General features: G+C 69.2%; 9 protein-coding genes, 3 rRNA genes and 3 pseudogenes. 9 read left to right on the forward strand and 6 right to left on the reverse strand.

Annotated elements, in window-relative coordinates:
* Positions 1-49: 49 nt before the first annotated feature.
* From LUW75_RS15665 to LUW75_RS15685, 5 genes are all read left to right on the forward strand, one after another.
* Positions 50-1189 carry an SIS domain-containing protein gene (locus tag LUW75_RS15665; RefSeq protein ID WP_250336167.1) on the forward strand — a complete coding sequence of 380 codons (1140 nt, stop codon included), beginning with the start codon at positions 50-52 and terminating at the stop codon, positions 1187-1189.
* Between the two features lie 144 nt (positions 1190-1333).
* Positions 1334-2509 carry a mannose-6-phosphate isomerase, class I gene (gene manA, locus LUW75_RS15670; protein ID WP_250336168.1) on the forward strand — a complete coding sequence of 392 codons (1176 nt, stop codon included), beginning with the start codon at positions 1334-1336 and terminating at the stop codon, positions 2507-2509.
* A gap of 97 nt (positions 2510-2606) precedes the next feature.
* Complete coding sequence (locus LUW75_RS15675) at positions 2607-3524, forward strand: cation diffusion facilitator family transporter (RefSeq protein ID WP_250336169.1); 918 nt, start codon at positions 2607-2609, stop codon at positions 3522-3524.
* Between the two features lie 305 nt (positions 3525-3829).
* Complete coding sequence (gene ahcY, locus LUW75_RS15680) at positions 3830-5287, forward strand: adenosylhomocysteinase (protein WP_250336170.1); 1458 nt, start codon at positions 3830-3832, stop codon at positions 5285-5287.
* Between the two features lie 148 nt (positions 5288-5435).
* Positions 5436-6071, forward strand: a complete 636-nt coding sequence (locus tag LUW75_RS15685) for a hypothetical protein (RefSeq protein WP_250336171.1) — start codon at positions 5436-5438, stop codon at positions 6069-6071.
* On the opposite strand, the pseudogene LUW75_RS15690 reads toward LUW75_RS15685, so the two are convergent.
* A pseudogene (locus tag LUW75_RS15690) lies at positions 6068-7007 on the reverse strand (RDD family protein). The gene LUW75_RS15685 and the pseudogene LUW75_RS15690 overlap by 4 nt on opposite strands.
* A gap of 120 nt (positions 7008-7127) precedes the next feature.
* On the opposite strand from LUW75_RS15690, the gene LUW75_RS15695 reads away from it, so the two are divergent.
* The 4 genes from LUW75_RS15695 to rrf all read left to right on the forward strand — a co-directional run bounded on the left by LUW75_RS15695 (position 7128) and on the right by rrf (position 13849).
* Entirely contained in the window at positions 7128-8135 is a 1008-nt protein-coding gene (locus LUW75_RS15695) for a stage II sporulation protein M (RefSeq protein WP_250336172.1), read from the forward strand.
* A 557-nt stretch (positions 8136-8692) separates the two neighbouring features.
* Positions 8693-10220, forward strand: a 16S ribosomal RNA gene (locus LUW75_RS15700).
* A gap of 318 nt (positions 10221-10538) precedes the next feature.
* Positions 10539-13654, forward strand: a 23S ribosomal RNA gene (locus LUW75_RS15705).
* Between the two features lie 78 nt (positions 13655-13732).
* Positions 13733-13849: ribosomal RNA gene (rrf, locus tag LUW75_RS15710) — 5S ribosomal RNA — on the forward strand.
* Together the 16S, 23S and 5S rRNA genes form the textbook arrangement of a ribosomal RNA operon.
* 119 nt (positions 13850-13968) lie before the next feature.
* On the opposite strand, the gene LUW75_RS15715 is transcribed toward rrf, so the two are convergent.
* From LUW75_RS15715 to LUW75_RS15735, 5 genes and pseudogenes are all read right to left on the reverse strand, one after another.
* Positions 13969-15279 carry a DUF58 domain-containing protein gene (locus tag LUW75_RS15715; protein ID WP_250336173.1) on the reverse strand — a complete coding sequence of 437 codons (1311 nt, stop codon included), beginning with the start codon at positions 15277-15279 and terminating at the stop codon, positions 13969-13971.
* Between the two features lie 3 nt (positions 15280-15282).
* Positions 15283-16274, reverse strand: a pseudogene (locus tag LUW75_RS15720) (AAA family ATPase).
* Complete coding sequence (locus LUW75_RS15725) at positions 16271-17479, reverse strand: DUF4350 domain-containing protein (RefSeq protein ID WP_250336174.1); 1209 nt, start codon at positions 17477-17479, stop codon at positions 16271-16273. Before LUW75_RS15725 ends, LUW75_RS15720 begins: the two are co-directional and overlap by 4 nt.
* A complete protein-coding gene (locus LUW75_RS15730; RefSeq protein WP_250336175.1) occupies positions 17476-18165 on the reverse strand; it encodes a DUF4129 domain-containing protein in 690 nt (229 codons plus the stop codon). Before LUW75_RS15730 ends, LUW75_RS15725 begins: the two co-directional genes overlap by 4 nt.
* A gap of 4 nt (positions 18166-18169) precedes the next feature.
* Positions 18170-19368 (reverse strand): annotated as a pseudogene (locus LUW75_RS15735) (glycerophosphoryl diester phosphodiesterase membrane domain-containing protein).
* Positions 19369-19517: the final 149 nt, after the last annotated feature.

A 19517-nucleotide genomic window follows, 5' to 3' on the forward strand; every position in this document is an offset into this window, starting at 1 on the left:
ACCCCACCGCCCCGGCGACACCCCGCACCGGCGATCGGAGGCCCCACCCATGTTCGACGAGTCGCTGCTCGACGATCCCGAGGCACTGGCCCGAGCGGACCGCCGCGGCCTCCTGCGCGGCGCCGCCGAGGCCGGCGCCCGGGTCCGCACCGCCGCCCGGCACGCGACCGAGGCCGGCGTCGCCGACCTCCGGTCGGAGGGCCGCCCCCGCACCGTCCTCGTCGCCGGCACCGGCACGGCGGCCACCGGGGCCGCCGACCTGATCGCGGCCCTCGCCGGGGCCTCCGCACCCGTCACCCGGCTGCACCCCACCGGCGTCGCCCCGGCGGCGGGCGCGCTCCGCTGGGCGCTCCCGGGCTGGGCCGGCTCCGTCGACCTGCTGCTCGTCCCGACCAACGACGGCTCCGAACCCGGCCTCGTCACCCTCGCCGAGCAGGCGTACCGCCGCGGTGTCACCGTCGTCGCCGTCGCCCCGCGGCACTCGCTGATCGCGGAGGCCGTCGGCAACACCCACGGCCTCGTCGTCCCCATGGCGACCGCGCCCCGCGAGCCGTACGGCGAACCGCAGGCCGCCGGTCCCGGCGCGCTGTGGGCGCTGTTCACCCCGCTCCTCGCCCTCCTCGACCGCGTCGGCCTGTTCACGGCCCCCGCCGACGCGCTGGAGAAGGCAGCCGACCGCCTCGACCGCACCGCCGAACGCTGCGGCCCCGCCGTCGCCACGTACGCCAACCCGGCCAAGACCCTCGCCGCCGAACTCTCCGACGCGCTGCCCCTGATCTGGACCGAGGGCGCCGCCGCCGCTCCCGTGGGCCGCCGCTTCGCCGCCGTCCTCGCCGAACTCGCCGGCCGCCCCGCCCTCGCCGCGGAACTCCCCGAGGCGCTCGCCGCCCACAGCGGCCTCCTCGCCGGCGACTTCGCCGGGGGCGCCGACCCCGACGACTTCTTCCGCGACCGCGTCGAGGACCCGCAGGCGCTGCACGCCCGCGCCGTACTGCTCCGCGACCGCCCCGCCGACGTCGGCGGCCTCACCGCCGCCCCCGCCGCCCGCGAACTGGCCCTCGGCCACGACACGCCCGTCAGCGAGCTGGAACCCGAGGAGGGCGGCGCCCTCGAAGCCCTCGCCGAACTCCTCGCCGTCACCGACTTCGCCGCCTGTTACCTCGCCCTGGCCTCCGGCCGGCGCCTCTGACCCGTCTCCCCGCCCCCGGGCCGCTCCGCGAGCGGCCCGCCCGGAACCGCCGACCCCGGAACCGGAACCGCCGCCTCGGACCCGTCGGCCCACGACCGCCGACCCCCGGCCGCACCCGCCGCCCGCACGGAAAGCCCACCGCCCATGGACCGCCTCTCCACCACCGTCCGCCCCTACGCCTGGGGCTCGACGACGGCCATCCCGGAACTGCTCGGCACCGCCCCCACCGGCGAGCCCCAGGCCGAGATGTGGATGGGCGCCCACCCGGGCGCACCCTCCCGCCTCACCCGCCCCACTCCCGGAGGCGACCGCGAACAGCCCCTCGGCGACGTCATCGCCGCCGACCCCGCCCGGGAGCTGGGCCCCGCCACCGTCGCCAGGTTCGGCCCGCGCCTGCCCTTCCTCCTCAAGATCCTCGCCGCGGGCGCGCCCCTCTCCCTCCAGGTCCACCCCGACCCCGACCAGGCCCGGGTCGGCTACGCCGCCGAGGAACACGCCGGCATCCCCCTCGACGCGCCCCACCGCAACTACAAGGACCCCCACCACAAGCCCGAGCTCATCTGCGCACTCACCCCCTTCGAGGGCTTCTGCGGCTTCCGTCGCCCCGTCGAGACCGCCGACCTCCTCGCCGCCCTCGACGTCGACTCCCTCAAGCCGTACGTGGACCTGCTCCACGCCCACCCCGAGGACGCGGCCCTCCGCGAGGTGCTCACCGCGGTCCTCACCGCCGACCCCGGCGCCGTCGCCGCCACCGTCGACGAGGCCGCCGCCGCCTGCGCCCGCCTCGGCGGCACCCACGCCCCGTACGCCACCCTCGCCCACCACTTCCCCGGCGACCCCGGCGTCCTCGCCGCCCTGCTCCTCAACCACGTGCGGCTCCAGCCCGGCGAAGCCCTCTACCTCGGCGCCGGCGTGCCCCACTCCTACCTCGGCGGCCTCGGCGTCGAGATCATGGCCAACTCCGACAACGTCCTGCGCTGCGGCCTCACCCCCAAGCACATCGACGTCCCCGAACTCCTCCGCGTCGTCCGCTTCGAAGCCGGCGACCCCGGCGTCCTGCGCCCCGAGGCCTCCCCTTCCGGCGAGGAGGTGTACGAGACGCCCGTCGACGAGTTCCGCCCCTCCCGGTACGTGCGCCCCCAGGACGCCGCCCCCGCCGACCTGACCGCCCCGACCCCGCAGATCCTCCTCGCCACCGCCGGCGCCCCGCGCGTCGGCGACCTCACCCTCGCCCCCGGCCACTCCGTCTTCGTACCCGCCGGGGAGAGCGTCGGACTGTCGGGCGGGGGCACCCTCTTCAGGGCGACGGCGGTGGCCTGATCCGACGCGACCACGCGGTGCTGCAACAATGTCCCGCCGTACGGAATCGGCCGAACCCACGAACCCAACCGGTACCAGCGAAGGGAACACGACACGCATGAGCGCGTCAGGCGGAACCAAGGCGATCGTGGCGGCACTCGCCGCCAACCTCGCGATCGCCGCGAGCAAATTCGTGGCGTTCGTCTTCAGCGGTTCGTCATCGATGCTCGCCGAGTCGGTGCACTCCCTCGCCGACTCCGGCAACCAGGGGCTCCTCCTCCTCGGCGGCAAGAAGGCCAGGCGCGAGGCGACCCCCCAGCACCCCTTCGGCTACGGACGCGAGCGCTACATCTACGCCTTCCTCGTCTCCATCGTCCTCTTCTCCGTCGGCGGCATGTTCGCCCTGTACGAGGGCTACGAGAAGATCAAGGACCCTCACGAGATCGAGGCCTGGTACTGGCCCGTCGGCGTCCTCGTCTTCGCGATCGTCGCCGAGGCGTTCTCCTTCCGCACCGCCATCAAGGAGTCCAACGAACTCCGCGGCAAGCGCTCCTGGAAGGACTTCGTCCGCACCGCCAAGGCCCCCGAGCTGCCCGTCGTGCTCCTGGAGGACCTCGGCGCCCTCGTCGGCCTGGTCCTCGCCCTCGTCGGCGTCAGCCTCGCCCTCGTCACCGGCAACGGCGTCTGGGACGGCATCGGCACCCTCTGCATCGGCGTCCTGCTGATCCTGATCGCCGTCGTCCTCGCCGCCGAGACCAAGTCGCTCCTGCTGGGCGAGGCCGCCGGACTCGACGAGGTGGACAGGATCAAGGAGTCCCTCGTCGACGGCACCACCGTCACCGGCATCATCCACATGCGCACGCTCCACCTCGGCCCCGAGGAACTCCTCGTGGCCGCCAAGATCGCCGTCCAGCACGACGAGACCGCCGCCCAGGTCGCCGCCGCGATCGACGCCGCGGAGGAGCGCATCCGCGCCGCCGTCCCCATCGCCCGGGTCATCTACCTGGAGCCCGACATCCTCCGCACCGCCCGCTGAGCCCCCGCCGGCCCGTCCGGCACCCGAAGGCCCCGGCCCCACCGGGGCCTTCCGCCCGCCCGCCCGCCCTCCCGCGCGACGGGCGGAACCCGCCCGAGGGGCACTTGAAGCCCGCGTGCCCGGTCGGTGTAGATTCGAATACCGAGCCAGACGTCGCTGCTGATGGCGGTCGGGCGGTCCCGGCGGACCGGCCGAGGGAGAGAGGGCCTCCGACGACTGCACCGCGCGTGCCCGGGCACCCCCGTGTCCGACGGCGCGGAGCCAGCCGTACCCGCCTCGAACCCGACAACGAGGAGCAGCCCGACATGACCACTGTCGACAACCGGCAGGACTTCAAGGTCGCCGACCTCTCCCTGGCCGAGTTCGGCCGCAAGGAGATCACCCTCGCCGAGCACGAGATGCCCGGCCTGATGGCGATCCGCGAGGAGTACGCCGACTCCCGGCCGCTGGCCGGCGCCCGCATCACCGGCTCCCTGCACATGACCGTGCAGACCGCCGTCCTCATCGAGACCCTCGTCGCCCTCGGCGCCCGCGTCCGCTGGGCCTCCTGCAACATCTTCTCCACCCAGGACCACGCCGCCGCCGCCGTCGCCGTCGGCCCCGGCGGCACCCCGGACGAGCCCAGGGGCGTCCCCGTCTTCGCCTGGAAGGGCGAGACGCTGGAGGAGTACTGGTGGTGCACCGAGCAGGCTCTGACCTGGCCCGACAGCCCCACCGGCGGCCCCAACATGATCCTCGACGACGGCGGTGACGCCACCCTCCTCGTCCACAAGGGCGTCGAGTTCGAGAAGGCCGGCCAGGCCCCGGACCCGTCCACCGCGGACAGCGAGGAGTACGCCCACATCCTGCGCCTCCTGGGCCGCACCCTCGCCGAGAACCCGCAGAAGTGGACCCGCCTCGCCTCCGAGATCCGCGGTGTCACCGAGGAGACCACCACGGGCGTCCACCGCCTGTACGAGATGCACCGCGACGGCACGCTGCTCTTCCCGGCGATCAACGTCAACGACGCCGTCACCAAGTCGAAGTTCGACAACAAGTACGGCTGCCGCCACTCCCTCGTCGACGGCATCAACCGCGCCACCGACGTCCTCATCGGCGGCAAGGTCGCCGTCGTCTGCGGCTACGGCGACGTGGGCAAGGGCTGCGCCGAGTCCCTGCGCGGCCAGGGCGCCCGCGTCATCGTCACCGAGATCGACCCCATCTGCGCCCTCCAGGCCGCGATGGACGGCTACCAGGTCACCACCCTCGACGAGGTCGTCGAGACCGCCGACATCTTCATCACCACCACCGGCAACCGCGACATCATCATGGCCTCGGACATGGTCAGGATGAAGCACCAGGCGATCGTCGGGAACATCGGCCACTTCGACAACGAGATCGACATGGCCGGCCTCGCGAAGATCCCCGGTATCGTCAAGGACGAGGTCAAGCCGCAGGTGCACACCTGGACCTTCCCCGACGGCAAGAAGATCATCGTCCTGTCCGAGGGCCGCCTGCTCAACCTGGGCAACGCCACCGGCCACCCCTCCTTCGTCATGTCCAACTCGTTCGCGGACCAGACCCTGGCCCAGATCGAGCTCTACACGAAGCCGGAGCAGTACCCCACCGACGTGTACGTCCTGCCCAAGCACCTCGACGAGAAGGTCGCCCGCCTCCACCTGGACGCACTCGGCGTCAAGCTCACCACGCTCCGCCCGGAGCAGGCCGAGTACATCGGCGTCGAGGTCGAAGGCCCCTACAAGCCGGACCACTACCGCTACTGACCGCCCTCGCGACCACCGCACGGCGCGACCGGCAGCAGGTACCCAGGCAGGCCCCCGCACCCCCGTGTCGGGGGCCTGCCCCGTACCCGGCCGGCCCGGCAGCCGCTCAGCGGCGGCGCCCGGACCCCGACCGGAACCCCGAGGACCCATGCCCCGAGGCCGCTATTCGCTCCACGACCCGCACGACCGCACCCCCCTCGGCGAAGAGCACTTCCACTGCGCCCCCGGTCCCTCCGGCTGGCGCTACGTCTCGCAGCTGACCACCCCCTCCGGCGCCCACGCCGGCTCCGTCGACCTCGCCCTCGACGACCTGGGCCGCCCCATCCGCCTCGAACTCCACGCCGGCGGCTGGCGGGTGCGCGGCGCCGCCCTCGACGGTGTCACCTGGGTCCGCACCGACCCGGCCGGTTCGCACGCCGAGGAAGGCAACGTGCGCGCCCACGCCTTCACCGGCGGCTCCCCCGCCTTCCTCGTGGCACTCACCCGGCTCCTGCGCCTCACCCCCGGCTCCGGCCCGACCCGCGTCCGCCTCGTCGCCTTCACGCACCCGGTCCTCGCCCCCCTCACCGTCGACCAGTCCTGGGCACTGGTGGACAGTGAAGCGCACGCCACTGACAACGGCCCCCTGACCGTGGACGAGTACCGGGTCACCGCCCTCGACACGGGCGAGCGACACACCGTCCACATCGCCGGCGACGTCGTCCTCGCGGCTCCGGGCGTCGAACTCGAGGACCTCCAGACCCCGCCCTCCGCCTTCCCCGCCGGCCCGGCCCCCGGCCGCTAGGCGGGCGGCGCGAACCCGGTGCCGGCCCTCCGGGCAGGGCCTCCGCCCGCCTCCGCCGCGGTCTCCGCCGCAAACGCCCCGGCACCGTACACGGCCGCCCCGGCGGAGCCGCCCGGTCCTCCCGCCCCGCCCGGGCTCCCCGTACCCCCGGCACCCCCCACATCAGAAGCCCCGCCGCCCCCCCGCGGCCACGGGCGCCACTCGACGCGCGTCCCGCACCTGCCGCTCCTGCACGACCGCTGCCAGGAACGCCGCCGCGGGCACCCCGGGGGGCACCGGCGTCCCCGTACACGCCGCCACCCCGTCGGCCAGACGCTCCGCCAGCACCCGGCCCGCCTCCGGATCCAACTCCCACATCCGCGTCAGGTACTGCCGGATCCCCAGCCACAGCACGTCCGGAACCGCCGACAGGTCCAGCTGCGCGAACCGCCCCGCCAACCACGGCGGCGGCGGGGGGACCGGCGTCGTACGCCCCACGGGCACCCGCTCCCGCACCACCAGGGTCCCCGCGAACACATCACCGACCCTCCGCCCCCGCGCCGACACGAGCGAGGCGATACAGGCGATCACCCCGAAGGACATCAGGATCTCCACGATCCCGACCAGTCCCCGCACCAGCGCGTGCCGGAACCGGATCGGCCCCCCGTCGTCCCGCACCACCCGCAGCCCGCACGCCAGCTTCCCGAGCGACCGCCCGTGGCTCAGCGTCTCCACCGCGACCGGCCCGCCCACCAGGACCAGCAGGAAGGAAGCGACCGACACCGCCGTCAGCGCGGCCTCGTCGAGCGTCGCCGTCGCGAGGGCGAGCCCGACGGACGTCAGCAGGTACGCCGTCCACACCACGACGAGGTCGATCAGCAGCGCCAACGCCCGGCTCGGCAACCGGGCCGGCCGGAGCCCCAGGACCACCGCGTCCCCCGTCACGACCTCGCTCACGCCGCCCGCCCTTCCCCGACCTCGCCCGACCGCTCCCCAGGCCAGTCTGCCAAGCTGACCGACAGCGCGCCGCAGCAGTACGAACCGTACGCACCCCGTGCACTGGAGCATCAGCCGATCATGGACCTCGACGTCTACGTCACCGCCCACCGCGCCGAGTGGGACCGCCTGGACCACCTCCTGGGCCGCGGCCGCCGACTGACCGGTGCCGAGGCGGACGAACTGGTCGCGCTGTACCAGCGCACCGCGACCCATCTCTCCGCCGTCCAGAGCACCGCGCCCGACCCGGCGCTCACGGCCCGGCTCACCCGGCTCGTCGCCCGCGCCCGCGCCGCCGTGACCGGCACCCGCCGCGCCTCCTGGCACGACGCCGCCCGCTTCCTCACCGCCGGATTCCCCGCCGCGGTCTACCGCGCACGCCACTGGTGGATCCCCACTGCGGTCCTCTCCACCCTCGTGGCCGCGGCCATCGGCTGGTGGATCGGCACGCACCCCGAGGTCCAGGCCGCCATCGCCGCCCCCGACGAGCTGCGTCGGCTGACCGGCCCCGGCGGCGAGTACGAGACGTACTACTCCAGCCATCCGGCCGCCTCCTTCGCCGCCCAGGTCTGGACGAACAACGCGCGGGCCGCCGCCATGTGCCTGGTCCTCGGAGCCTTCCTCGGCGTGCCGGTGCTGTGGGTCCTCTTCCTCAACATGCTCAACCTCGGCATCGGCATCGGCCTCATGTCCTCCGCGGGACGCCTCGACACCTTCCTCGGCCTGGTCCTGCCGCACGGCCTGCTGGAGCTGACGGCCGTCTTCGTCGCCGCCGGTACGGGCCTCCGCCTCGGCTGGACGGTCATCGACCCGGGGCCCCACTCACGCCGCACGGCCCTCGCCCGGCAGGGCCGCGCCGCGATCGGCATGGCCATCGGCCTGGCCCTGGTCCTTCTCGTCTCCGGCGCCATCGAGGGCTTCGTGACCCCCTCCGGCCTTCCCACCTGGGGCCGGATCACCATCGGAGTCGTGGCCGAGGCCGCCTTCCTCGCGTACGTGTACGTGCTCGGCGGCCGGGCGGCCCGGGCCGGCGAGGCGGGCGACGTGGAGTCCGCCGACCGCAGCGCGGAGCTGCCCACCGCCGCCTGATGTGCGTTCACCCTCCCCGGCCTGCTACTGTCCTCCTCGCCCGCCAGACCTGTTGACACAGGACAGGCGGGGAGGTAGATTTGAACGGTTGCCAGGGCTGGACAAGTCCAAGTGCAGCAGGCGATATCTCTCTCGCTCTGCGGTGAGCCGGGCAGGTTCCCGTCAGAGCCAATTGATTCCTCATTCGGATCGCGAAGCCGATTTCAGTCGGCGAAGGTGAATCTGATAAAGTCGGAAAGCGCCGAAAGGCGGAGGCCTTCCAACGGCCGCTGGAGAGGGAATCCGGACCGGGAACGGGACGGTGAACGGATCTGGTAGAGTTGGAAACAGCGAAGGGAAGCGCCCGGAGGAAAGCCCGAGAGGGTGAGTACGAGGGAAGCGTTCGTTCCTTGAGAACTCAACAGCGTGCCAAAAGTCAACGCCAGATATGTTGATAACCCCGTCTCTGTGAGACGTGGTTCCTTTGAAGAACACAGCGAGGATGCTGTGGATCGGGAGGATCATTCCTTCTTCCGGTCCCGCTCAACGCGGGTGTTTGCCCGGATGACCGGGAAGCATTCACGGAGAGTTTGATCCTGGCTCAGGACGAACGCTGGCGGCGTGCTTAACACATGCAAGTCGAACGATGAACCCGCTTCGGTGGGGGATTAGTGGCGAACGGGTGAGTAACACGTGGGCAATCTGCCCTGCACTCTGGGACAAGCCCTGGAAACGGGGTCTAATACCGGATACGACCGCTTCGGGCATCCGATGGTGGTGGAAAGCTCCGGCGGTGCAGGATGAGCCCGCGGCCTATCAGCTTGTTGGTGAGGTAACGGCTCACCAAGGCGACGACGGGTAGCCGGCCTGAGAGGGCGACCGGCCACACTGGGACTGAGACACGGCCCAGACTCCTACGGGAGGCAGCAGTGGGGAATATTGCACAATGGGCGCAAGCCTGATGCAGCGACGCCGCGTGAGGGATGACGGCCTTCGGGTTGTAAACCTCTTTCAGCAGGGAAGAAGCGCAAGTGACGGTACTTGCAGAAGAAGCGCCGGCTAACTACGTGCCAGCAGCCGCGGTAATACGTAGGGCGCAAGCGTTGTCCGGAATTATTGGGCGTAAAGAGCTCGTAGGCGGCTTGTCGCGTCGGATGTGAAAGCCCGGGGCTTAACTCCGGGTCTGCATTCGATACGGGCAGGCTAGAGTTCGGTAGGGGAGATCGGAATTCCTGGTGTAGCGGTGAAATGCGCAGATATCAGGAGGAACACCGGTGGCGAAGGCGGATCTCTGGGCCGATACTGACGCTGAGGAGCGAAAGCGTGGGGAGCGAACAGGATTAGATACCCTGGTAGTCCACGCCGTAAACGTTGGGAACTAGGTGTGGGCGACATTCCACGTCGTCCGTGCCGCAGCTAACGCATTAAGTTCCCCGCCTGGGGAGTACGGCCGCAAGGCTAAAACTCAAAGGAATTGACGGGGGCCCGCACAAGCGGCGGAGCATGTGGCTTAATTCGACGCAACGCGAAGAACCTTACCAAGGCTTGACATACATCGGAAACATCCAGAGATGGGTGCCCCCTTGTGGTCGGTGTACAGGTGGTGCATGGCTGTCGTCAGCTCGTGTCGTGAGATGTTGGGTTAAGTCCCGCAACGAGCGCAACCCTTGTCCCGTGTTGCCAGCAGGCCCTTGTGGTGCTGGGGACTCACGGGAGACCGCCGGGGTCAACTCGGAGGAAGGTGGGGACGACGTCAAGTCATCATGCCCCTTATGTCTTGGGCTGCACACGTGCTACAATGGCCGGTACAAAGAGCTGCGATACCGTGAGGTGGAGCGAATCTCAAAAAGCCGGTCTCAGTTCGGATTGGGGTCTGCAACTCGACCCCATGAAGTCGGAGTCGCTAGTAATCGCAGATCAGCATTGCTGCGGTGAATACGTTCCCGGGCCTTGTACACACCGCCCGTCACGTCACGAAAGTCGGTAACACCCGAAGCCGGTGGCCCAACCCCTTGTGGGAGGGAGCTGTCGAAGGTGGGACTGGCGATTGGGACGAAGTCGTAACAAGGTAGCCGTACCGGAAGGTGCGGCTGGATCACCTCCTTTCTAAGGAGCACTTCTTACCAGGCCGTCTGGTCTGGTCAGAGGCCAGTACATCGGCGAACGTCCGGTGCTGGTGGCTCATGGGTGGAACGTTGACTATTCGATTCGGTGCACGGGTCGGAGGCTGTTAGTACTGCCCGTGAGGGTGTGGAACGCATGGTCTTCGGACGGGTTCGGGTCGGGCGCGCTGTTGGGTGTCTGAGGGTGCGAGTGTTTGCTTGCCCTTCTGCGATGCCGGTCCCAGTGAACTCCAGGTGTGGCTTGGGGGTGGTGGGTGGCTGGTCGTTGCTTGAGAACTGCACAGTGGACGCGAGCATCTGTGGCCAAGTTTTTAAGGGCGCACGGTGGATGCCTTGGCACCAGGAACCGATGAAGGACGTGGGAGGCCGCGATAGGCCCCGGGGAGCTGTCAACCGAGCTGTGATCCGGGGGTGTCCGAATGGGGAAACCCGGCAGTCGTCATGGGCTGTCACCCGCTGCTGAACACATAGGCAGTGTGGAGGGAACGAGGGGAAGTGAAACATCTCAGTACCCTCAGGAAGAGAAAACAACCGTGATTCCGGGAGTAGTGGCGAGCGAAACCGGATGAGGCTAAACCGTATACGTGTGAGACCCGGCAGGGGTTGCGTGTGCGGGGTTGTGGGATCTCTTTTTCATGGTCTGCCGGCTGTGAGACGAGTGAGAAACCGTATGGGTAGGCGAAGGACATGCGAAAGGTCCGGCGTAGAGGGTAAGACCCCCGTAGCTGAAATTCATGCGGCTCGTTGGAGAGACACCCAAGTAGCACGGGGCCCGAGAAATCCCGTGTGAATCTGGCGGGACCACCCGCTAAGCCTAAATATTCCCTGGTGACCGATAGCGGATAGTACCGTGAGGGAATGGTGAAAAGTACCGCGGGAGCGGAGTGAAATAGTACCTGAAACCGTGTGCCTACAAGCCGTGGGAGCGTCGGGGTTTTCGGACCCTCGTGACTGCGTGCCTTTTGAAGAATGAGCCTGCGAGTTTGCGGTGTGTTGCGAGGTTAACCCGTGTGGGGAAGCCGTAGCGAAAGCGAGTCCGAATAGGGCGGTGTAGTAGCGCGCTCAAGACCCGAAGCGGAGTGATCTAGCCATGGGCAGGTTGAAGCGGAGGTAAGACTTCGTGGAGGACCGAACCCACCAGGGTTGAAAACCTGGGGGATGACCTGTGGTTAGGGGTGAAAGGCCAATCAAACTCCGTGATAGCTGGTTCTCCCCGAAATGCATTTAGGTGCAGCGTCGTGTGTTTCTTGCCGGAGGTAGAGCACTGGATAGGCGATGGGCCCTACCGGGTTACTGACCTTAGCCAAACTCCGAATGCCGGTAAGTGAGAGCGCGGCAGTGAGACTGTGGGGGATAAGCTCCATGGTCGAGAGGGAAACAGCCCAGAGCATCGACTAAGGCCCCTAAGCGTACGCTAAGTGGGAAAGGATGTGGAGTCGCAGAGACAACCAGGAGGTTGGCTTAGAAGCAGCCATCCTTGAAAGAGTGCGTAATAGCTCACTGGTCAAGTGATTCCGCGCCGACAATGTAGCGGGGCTCAAGCGTACCGCCGAAGTCGTGTCATTGCAGCATGAGGGCTAACGCCTGTTGTGATGGGTAGGGGAGCGTCGTGTGCCGGGTGAAGCAGCCGTGGAAGCGAGTTGTGGACGGTTCACGAGTGAGAATGCAGGCATGAGTAGCGATACACACGTGGGAAACGTGTGCGCCGATTGACTAAGGGTTCCTGGGTCAAGCTGATCTGCCCAGGGTAAGTCGGGACCTAAGGCGAGGCCGACAGGCGTAGTCGATGGACAACCGGTTGATATTCCGGTACCCGCTTTGAAGCGTCAGCGCTGAACCTAGCGATGCTAAGCCCGTGAAACCGCCGTGTGCGTCTTCGGACAAGTGCGGAGTGGTGGAGCCGGTGGCCCAGACTGGTAGTAGGTGAGTGATGGGGTGACGCAGGAAGGTAGTCCAGCCCGGGCGGTGGTTGTCCCGGGGTAAGGGTGTAGGCCGTGTGGTAGGTAAATCCGTCGCACGTGAAGGCTGAGACCTGATGCCGAGCCGATTGTGGCGAAGTGGATGATCCTATGCTGTCGAGAAAAGCCTCTAGCGAGTTTCATGGCGGCCCGTACCCTAAACCGACTCAGGTGGTCAGGTAGAGAATACCGAGGCGTTCGGGTGAACTATGGTTAAGGAACTCGGCAAAATGCCCCCGTAACTTCGGGAGAAGGGGGGCCATGTCTGGTGATGAGTCTTGCACTCGGAGCTGGGTGTGGCCGCAGAGACCAGCGAGAAGCGACTGTTTACTAAAAACACAGGTCCGTGCGAAGCCGTAAGGCGATGTATACGGACTGACGCCTGCCCGGTGCTGGAACGTTAAGGGGACCGGTTAGCTCCATTTCGGTGGGGCGAAGCTGAGAACTTAAGCGCCAGTAAACGGCGGTGGTAACTATAACCATCCTAAGGTAGCGAAATTCCTTGTCGGGTAAGTTCCGACCTGCACGAATGGCGTAACGACTTCTCGACTGTCTCAACCATAGGCCCGGTGAAATTGCACTACGAGTAAAGATGCTCGTTTCGCGCAGCAGGACGGAAAGACCCCGGGACCTTTACTACAGTTTGATATTGGTGTTCGGTTCGGCTTGTGTAGGATAGGTGGGAGACTGTGAAGCTTCAACGCCAGTTGGGGTGGAGTCGTCGTTGAAATACCACTCTGGTCGTGCTGGATGTCTAACCTGGGTCCGTGATCCGGATCAGGGACAGTGTCTGATGGGTAGTTTAACTGGGGCGGTTGCCTCCTAAAGGGTAACGGAGGCGCCCAAAGGTTCCCTCAGCCTGGTTGGTAATCAGGTGTTGAGTGTAAGTGCACAAGGGAGCTTGACTGTGAGACCGACGGGTCGAGCAGGGACGAAAGTCGGGACTAGTGATCCGGCGGTGGCTTGTGGAAGCGCCGTCGCTCAACGGATAAAAGGTACCCCGGGGATAACAGGCTGATCTTCCCCAAGAGTCCATATCGACGGGATGGTTTGGCACCTCGATGTCGGCTCGTCGCATCCTGGGGCTGGAGTCGGTCCCAAGGGTTGGGCTGTTCGCCCATTAAAGCGGTACGCGAGCTGGGTTTAGAACGTCGTGAGACAGTTCGGTCCCTATCCGCTGTGCGCGTAGGAATATTGAGAAGGGCTGTCCCTAGTACGAGAGGACCGGGACGGACGAACCTCTGGTGTGCCAGTTGTTCTGCCAAGGGCATGGCTGGTTGGCTACGTTCGGGAGGGATAACCGCTGAAAGCATCTAAGCGGGAAGCCTGCTTCGAGATGAGTGTTCCCGCCTCCTTGAGAGGGTAAGGCTCCCAGTAGACGACTGGGTTGATAGGCCGGATATGGAAGCCCAGTGATGGGTGGAGTTGACCGGTACTAATAGGCCGAGGGCTTGTCCTCAGTTGCTCGCGTCCACTGTGTTGTTCTGAAGGAACGACCTCCCGGTGTGCCGGTGGAGTGTCGGTATCTTCATAGTGTTTCGGTGGTCATAGCGTTAGGGAAACGCCCGGTTACATTCCGAACCCGGAAGCTAAGCCTTTCAGCGCCGATGGTACTGCAGGGGGGATCCTGTGGGAGAGTAGGACACCGCCGAACAATTCTTGAGACGGGAAAGCCCCGCACCTGACGGTGCGGGGCTTTCCCGCGTTTCCGGTTCTTCTGGCAGGACAGCCTACCGAGGTCTCCGAAGGTTCTCAGTAGGCTGCTCGCTTTCCTCAGAGACGCCCTGCCGCCTTCAGCGCGAGGTATGCGTCGGCAAGTGCCGGTGCCAGATCCTCCGGTTTGGCGTCCACGACGGTGACGCCGTGCCGTCGAAGCTGCTCCGCCGTACGGTGTCGCTGGGCTTGGGCCTGAGCTCCGGCAGCAGCCTCGTACACCGCCTCAGTCGTCCCCCGCGACCTCGTCATCCGGTCCACATGCGGATCCGACACGGCGGCCACCACGACTGTGTGCCGCTGGGTGAGCTGCGGCAGTACCGAGAGGAGGCCCTCCTCGATCGGCGCCGCGTCCAAGCCGGTCAGCAGCACGATTAACGAACGGCGCGGGGCGCCGGCCAGCGCTGCGGCGCTCAGACCGCGTGCGTCCGTCTCCACCAGCTCCGGCTCCAGCGTCGCCATGACGTCGACCATCACGGGTAGGACGTCCCGGGCCGCCCGGCCCTGCACACGGGCGCGGAGGCGGCGATCGTACGCCAGCAGGTCCACCCGGTCGCCGGCGCGTGAAGCGAGCGCGGTCAGCAGCAGGGCGGCGTCCATCGCCGCGTCCAGACGGGGAACGTTTCCGACACGGCCGGCCGAGGTGCGCCCCGTGTCCAAGACGAGCAGGAGGTGCCGATCCCGCTCCGGACGCCATGTGCGGACCGCGACATTCGATTGCCGTGCCGTGGCACGCCAGTCGATGGAACGGGTGTCGTCCCCGGGTACGTACTCGCGGAGACTGTCGAACTCGGTGCCCTCGCCCCGCGTCAGCACACTCGTCCGGCCGTCCATCTCCCGCAGCCTCGCGAGCTTGGACGGCAGGTGCTTGCGACTGGTGAACGGAGGCAGGACGCGGACCTTCCACGGCAGGCGGTGGCCGCCCTGGCGGGCCGCCAGACCCAGTGGTCCGTACGAGCGGACCGTGATCCGTTCCGCCTGGCGGTCACCGCGGCGCGTGGGCCGCAGCACCGTCGTCAGCCTGCGTCGCTCGCCCGCCGGGACCGTCACCTTGTGCCGGGAGGCATCCTGGGCGGTGCCCACCGGCCAGGAGCTCGGCGGCCACGCGTCCCGGACGACCGCCCGCAGGCGTCGCCGCGAGGGGTTCTCCAGGAGGAGGTGGACCTGTGCGTTCTCGCCGAGTCGAACGGAGGTATCACCACTTCGGGTGAACCGCAGGGTTCGCACTGGCGCAGCCAGGGCGTAGTCGCACAGAATTGCGAGGGACAGGGGGGCGTTGACGGCCAGCATGCCCGTCCAGCTGGGGGCGAGGATGCCGACCGGGAGCGAACCGATCGCGGCCAGAAGGGCGGTACGCCCGGTGAGGGTCATGGATCACTGCCTCAGCGACGGTGCGGGGACGTGGGCGAGGATCGAGTTGATGACGGAGTCGGCCGTCACGCCCTCCATCTCCGCTTCGGGACGCAGTTGGACGCGGTGGCGCAGGGTGGGTAGGGCGAGGGCCTTCACGTCGTCGGGGGTGACGTAGTCCCGGCCGGTGAGCCAGGCCCAGGCCCGGGCGGTGGAGAGCAGAGCGGTGGCGCCTCGGGGGAGACGCCGAGGGTGAGCGAGGGGGATTCACGCGTGGCACGGCAGATATCGACGACGTAGCCGGAAATCTCGGTGGACACCGAGGTTCGGGCGACCGCGCGGCGAGCGGCCTCCAGGTCCGCGGCGCCGGCGACCGGACGCACACCCGCAGCCTTCAGGTCACGTGGGTCGAAGCCCTCCGCGTGACGGGTCAACACGTTGACCTCGTCGTCGCGGGACGGCAGGGGGACCGTCAACTTCAGGAGGAAACGGTCCAACTGTGCCTCGGGGAGGGGGTAGGTCCCCTCGTACTCGACGGGGTTCTGCGTCGCCGCCACCAGGAACGGCTCGGGCAGGGGACGCGGTGTGCCGTCCACCGTGACCTGCCGCTCCTCCATCGCCTCCAGAAGCGACGACTGGGTTTTCGGCGGCGTCCGGTTGATCTCGTCGGCGAGGAGCAGATTCGTGAAGACCGGGCCCGGCTGGAAGGAGAACTCCGCGGTCCGCGTGTCGTAGACGAGTGAGCCCGTCACGTCGCTCGGCATCAGGTCAGGGGTGAACTGGACGCGCTTGGTGCCGAGTTCCAGCGACGCGGCGAGGGCGCGCACGAGCAGTGTCTTGGCGACACCGGGCACGCCCTCCAGAAGGACGTGGCCCCTGCAGAGCAGAGCGACGACGAGTCCGGTGACGGCGGAGTCCTGCCCGACCACGGCCTTGGCGATCTCGGTGCGCAGGGCTTCCAAGGAGGCGCGGGCGCGGTCCGAGTCCTCAGCGGTCTCGGGGGTCGGGGCACTCATGAGGTGCGTACCTCTCTTTCGAGGGCGTCGAGTTGGTCTGCCAGGAGGACGAGCGCGGCGTCATCGAAGGGAGCCGGGCCGAACAACAGGTCCCGCACGTCGTCGGTGCCGCCGGCCAAGCGGGCCGACAGGGCGGGGAGCAGGGCATCGGGTGAGTGGGCTTCCCGCAGGGGGACACCCACGAGGGGAGCGAGGCGGCCGCGGACGGCCGAGCGGAGCACGGCGGCGGCGCGGTCGCGGGCGTTGGCGCGGAAGTAGAGGCGGGCGCGGCCCTCCGTCGCCTCCGACGCGCGGATCGCGGCCGGGAGGCGTTCCATGACGAGCGGCCCCAGACGGCGGGCCCGCCAGACGGCGGCCAGGACCGCCGCCACGGAGAGCTGCAGGGCGGCCCACGACCAGCCCGAGGGGATCAGGCTGAGGAAGTCCGCTTCCCCTTCCGCATGGTCCCCGCCGTCGGAGCCGTCGCCATCGGCGGCGGAAGGATCGGTGAGTGAGGGGAGGTACCAGACGAGATGGCTACGGGAACCGAGGAGTTGCAGAGCGAGCGACGCGTTGCCCTCGGCGGCGAGGTGCTCGTTGAACAGCAGGTCCGCCGCTCCGAGAAGGACCGTGTCACCGCCGGCGGAGTTCTCCAGGCGGATCAGTGTGGGCAGGCCGTCGTGGAAGTAGCAGGCGTCCGCGGAGGTGGAGCCGGTCGTCGCGTACCGCTCGCCGCCCAGGTCCACCGAGCCCGCACGGCGGGCCTCGGGAAGGTCGCAGCCGGGCTGCAGGGTCCGGACCGCGGCGGGGAGGTCCGCCGTCACACCGGGGGCCAGGGTGCCGAGGGACGACGTGTCGGCGGCGAGGAGGACGGTCCGGCCGCCCGACGTGCCGATCGTGTCGCGCAGGGCCGTTCGCTGGGCGCCGCTGAGCACGTTGGGTGCCGTGACCAGGACGGTGGAGTCGGGGCCGGCGGCGGCGGTGACCTCGTCGAGGGTCGTGGCGACCCGGACCGCCACCCCGCGCTCCCTGAGCAGTTCGGCGATCGCGCGGCTGCCGTTGCGGTTCGGGGAGCGGGGGTCGAGACGGCCGTGCTGCTCGTCGGCCCGCAGCAGGGCCAGAACGAAGCCCGCGGTGATCAGCAGTGCCAGGGCGAGCAGGACGCCCCGCACCCGCGACCAGACGTGGGCGGGGCTCCGGGACAGGGAAGTGCCGGCGGAGGTCATCGGGCGGCTCCCCGGGGCTGGTCGCCCCACCGGGGCCTGGTCCGCTGCACCGCGGCGTCCAGATCCCTCAGACGCCGGTACGCGCGCTGGTCGGCGGTCCGGCCGCCGTACGTGACGTCGTCGAACTCGCGGGCGGCGGTGCGTAGCCCGTCGGCATGGGCGGGCAGTGCCCGGCCCGCCTCGGCGGCCGCCTCGTCCGCGGTGCGGCCCGGACGCGGGTCGAGTACGGTGCGCTCCTCCAGGGAGCGGACCACGGCGCGCATCCGTTCCTGCACCGCCTGGTTCCAGCGGCCCGCGGCCGCGTGTCGCTCGGCGGCCGCACGGTGGTCCTCCGCCGTCCGCGGCTCCTCGGCGAACAGCGAGTCCGCCCGCATCGGCGCCCGGCGCGGCGTGCCGAGCCGCCACCCCAGGGCGCCGAGCAGGGCCGCCGCGAGGGCGGTGATCACCACGATGCCCACCCAGCCCCCCGGAGTGGCGCCGGACGCCGCGTCGAACAGGTCGCCGATCCACTCGAAGAAGGCGTCCGCGGCACGCAGGAGGAGGCTTGGCTCGTCCTCCCCGTACAGCGGCCTGGACAGCTCCCGCTCCGCCGCCTCACGGGCGGGCACCCGCGGCACGTCCAACGGCGGCCCGTCGCCGTCCGCGGTGATCCGCCCCCACACCCCTGCTCCCCCCGCGACCTGCACCGCATCAGCTCCTGGGAGTCGTGCCGCCCGGCGAGGCGGAGCCGTAGCCGGGCACACCCGCCGCACGGGCGAGTTCGAGGTCGAGGGCCTCACGGCGGATACGCAGGTCCACGTAGAGCAGGACCGGCACTCCCGCGGAGATCGGGTACGTGATCGCGGATGCGACGACGGCACCGACGTGCGTAATGACCAGGAACGTCCAGTCGTACGGGGAAACGCCTCCGGAGAGCAGGCCGCCCATCCCCTCACCGCTCACGGCGAACGCGAGCAGGGAGAACGGAACCGCCACGATCATCATGACCAGGAACGTCAGCAGCACCGTCAGGATCAGGATGCCGAAGGTCCGCCACCACGAACCCCGCACCAGTCTGGCGGAACGCCGCAGCGAGGCCACCACACCCTGCCTCTCCAGCATCACCACCGAGTACGACAGGCTGAACCGCACCATCAGCCAGCACACCGCGAGCAGTGCGACCAGCCCGCCGAGGACCGTCAGCAGCGCGCCCGGTGCGGAGCCGACCGCCAGCCCCGGGAGGACGCCCACGGCCATGACGGCGGTGGCCACCAGCGGAAGGAGGAGCATCAGACCCAGCAGCGGCACGAGCCGCGGCCGGGCGTCCCGCCACACCTCTCCGAGCGTCACCGGACGGCCCAGCACCGAGCGGCTCACCACGAACGTCAGCAGCGCCGTCGTCACGAACATGGCCATCAGCCCCAGCAGCGACGACGGAAACGCGGAGATCATGCCCACCCGCAGCGACTCGCCGGTCTGCTCCAGCACCTCCGACGGGCTCGCGTTCGGGTCGACCGTCGGCTGCCGCGGGAGTACGTACCGCCGCAGGAGGAGCTGCGCCAGCTGCACCACCACCGACACGGAGAGCGTGATCCCCAGGACGGTCCGCCAATGCGTACGCAGCGTCGACACCGCCCCGTCCAGGATCTCGCCCACGCCCAGCGGACGCAGCGGGATCACGCCCGGCTTCGGCGCCGGAGGCTGCGCCCACCCGCCGTACGGACCGCCGCCGCCCCGGCCGGGCCCGCCCGGCCCGGGCGCCGACGGCGACCACCGGCCGGGAGGCGGCTGGTTACCCGACCACTTCGGGGCAGGGCCGCCCTGCCCGCCTACCGGGCGGGGCGAATCGGCGCCCCGGTCGTCGGCGGGGGAGGGGATCCGGGCGAGGCCCAGCCCGGAGAGTCGTTCACGGTCGTCCACCTCGTGGCTTGGTCGCGGGGCCCACTCGTCGAGCCGGCTCGGTCACGGCACCCGGCCGCCCGCAGAGCGGCAGGTCGGCAGCCATCGTGCCACGGGCCGCCCGCCCCGGGACCAGTGCCCCGGCGACTCGACCACCCGC

The organism is Streptomyces sp. MRC013, assembly GCF_023614235.1.
In the GTDB taxonomy this organism is placed as follows: Bacteria; Actinomycetota; Actinomycetes; order Streptomycetales; family Streptomycetaceae; genus Streptomyces.

Excerpts from the sequence above, each read along its gene's own strand:
- LUW75_RS15725 (WP_250336174.1), bottom strand. The coding sequence starts at position 17,479 with ATGACCTCCGCCGGCACTTCCCTGTCCCGGAGCCCCGCCCACGTCTGG.
- ahcY (WP_250336170.1), top strand. The coding sequence starts at position 3,830 with ATGACCACTGTCGACAACCGGCAGGACTTCAAGGTCGCCGACCTCTCC.
- LUW75_RS15685 (WP_250336171.1), top strand. The coding sequence starts at position 5,436 with ATGCCCCGAGGCCGCTATTCGCTCCACGACCCGCACGACCGCACCCCC.
- manA (WP_250336168.1), top strand. The coding sequence starts at position 1,334 with ATGGACCGCCTCTCCACCACCGTCCGCCCCTACGCCTGGGGCTCGACG.
- LUW75_RS15675 (WP_250336169.1), top strand. The coding sequence starts at position 2,607 with ATGAGCGCGTCAGGCGGAACCAAGGCGATCGTGGCGGCACTCGCCGCC.
- LUW75_RS15665 (WP_250336167.1), top strand. The coding sequence starts at position 50 with ATGTTCGACGAGTCGCTGCTCGACGATCCCGAGGCACTGGCCCGAGCG.
- LUW75_RS15715 (WP_250336173.1), bottom strand. The coding sequence starts at position 15,279 with ATGACCCTCACCGGGCGTACCGCCCTTCTGGCCGCGATCGGTTCGCTC.
- LUW75_RS15695 (WP_250336172.1), top strand. The coding sequence starts at position 7,128 with ATGGACCTCGACGTCTACGTCACCGCCCACCGCGCCGAGTGGGACCGC.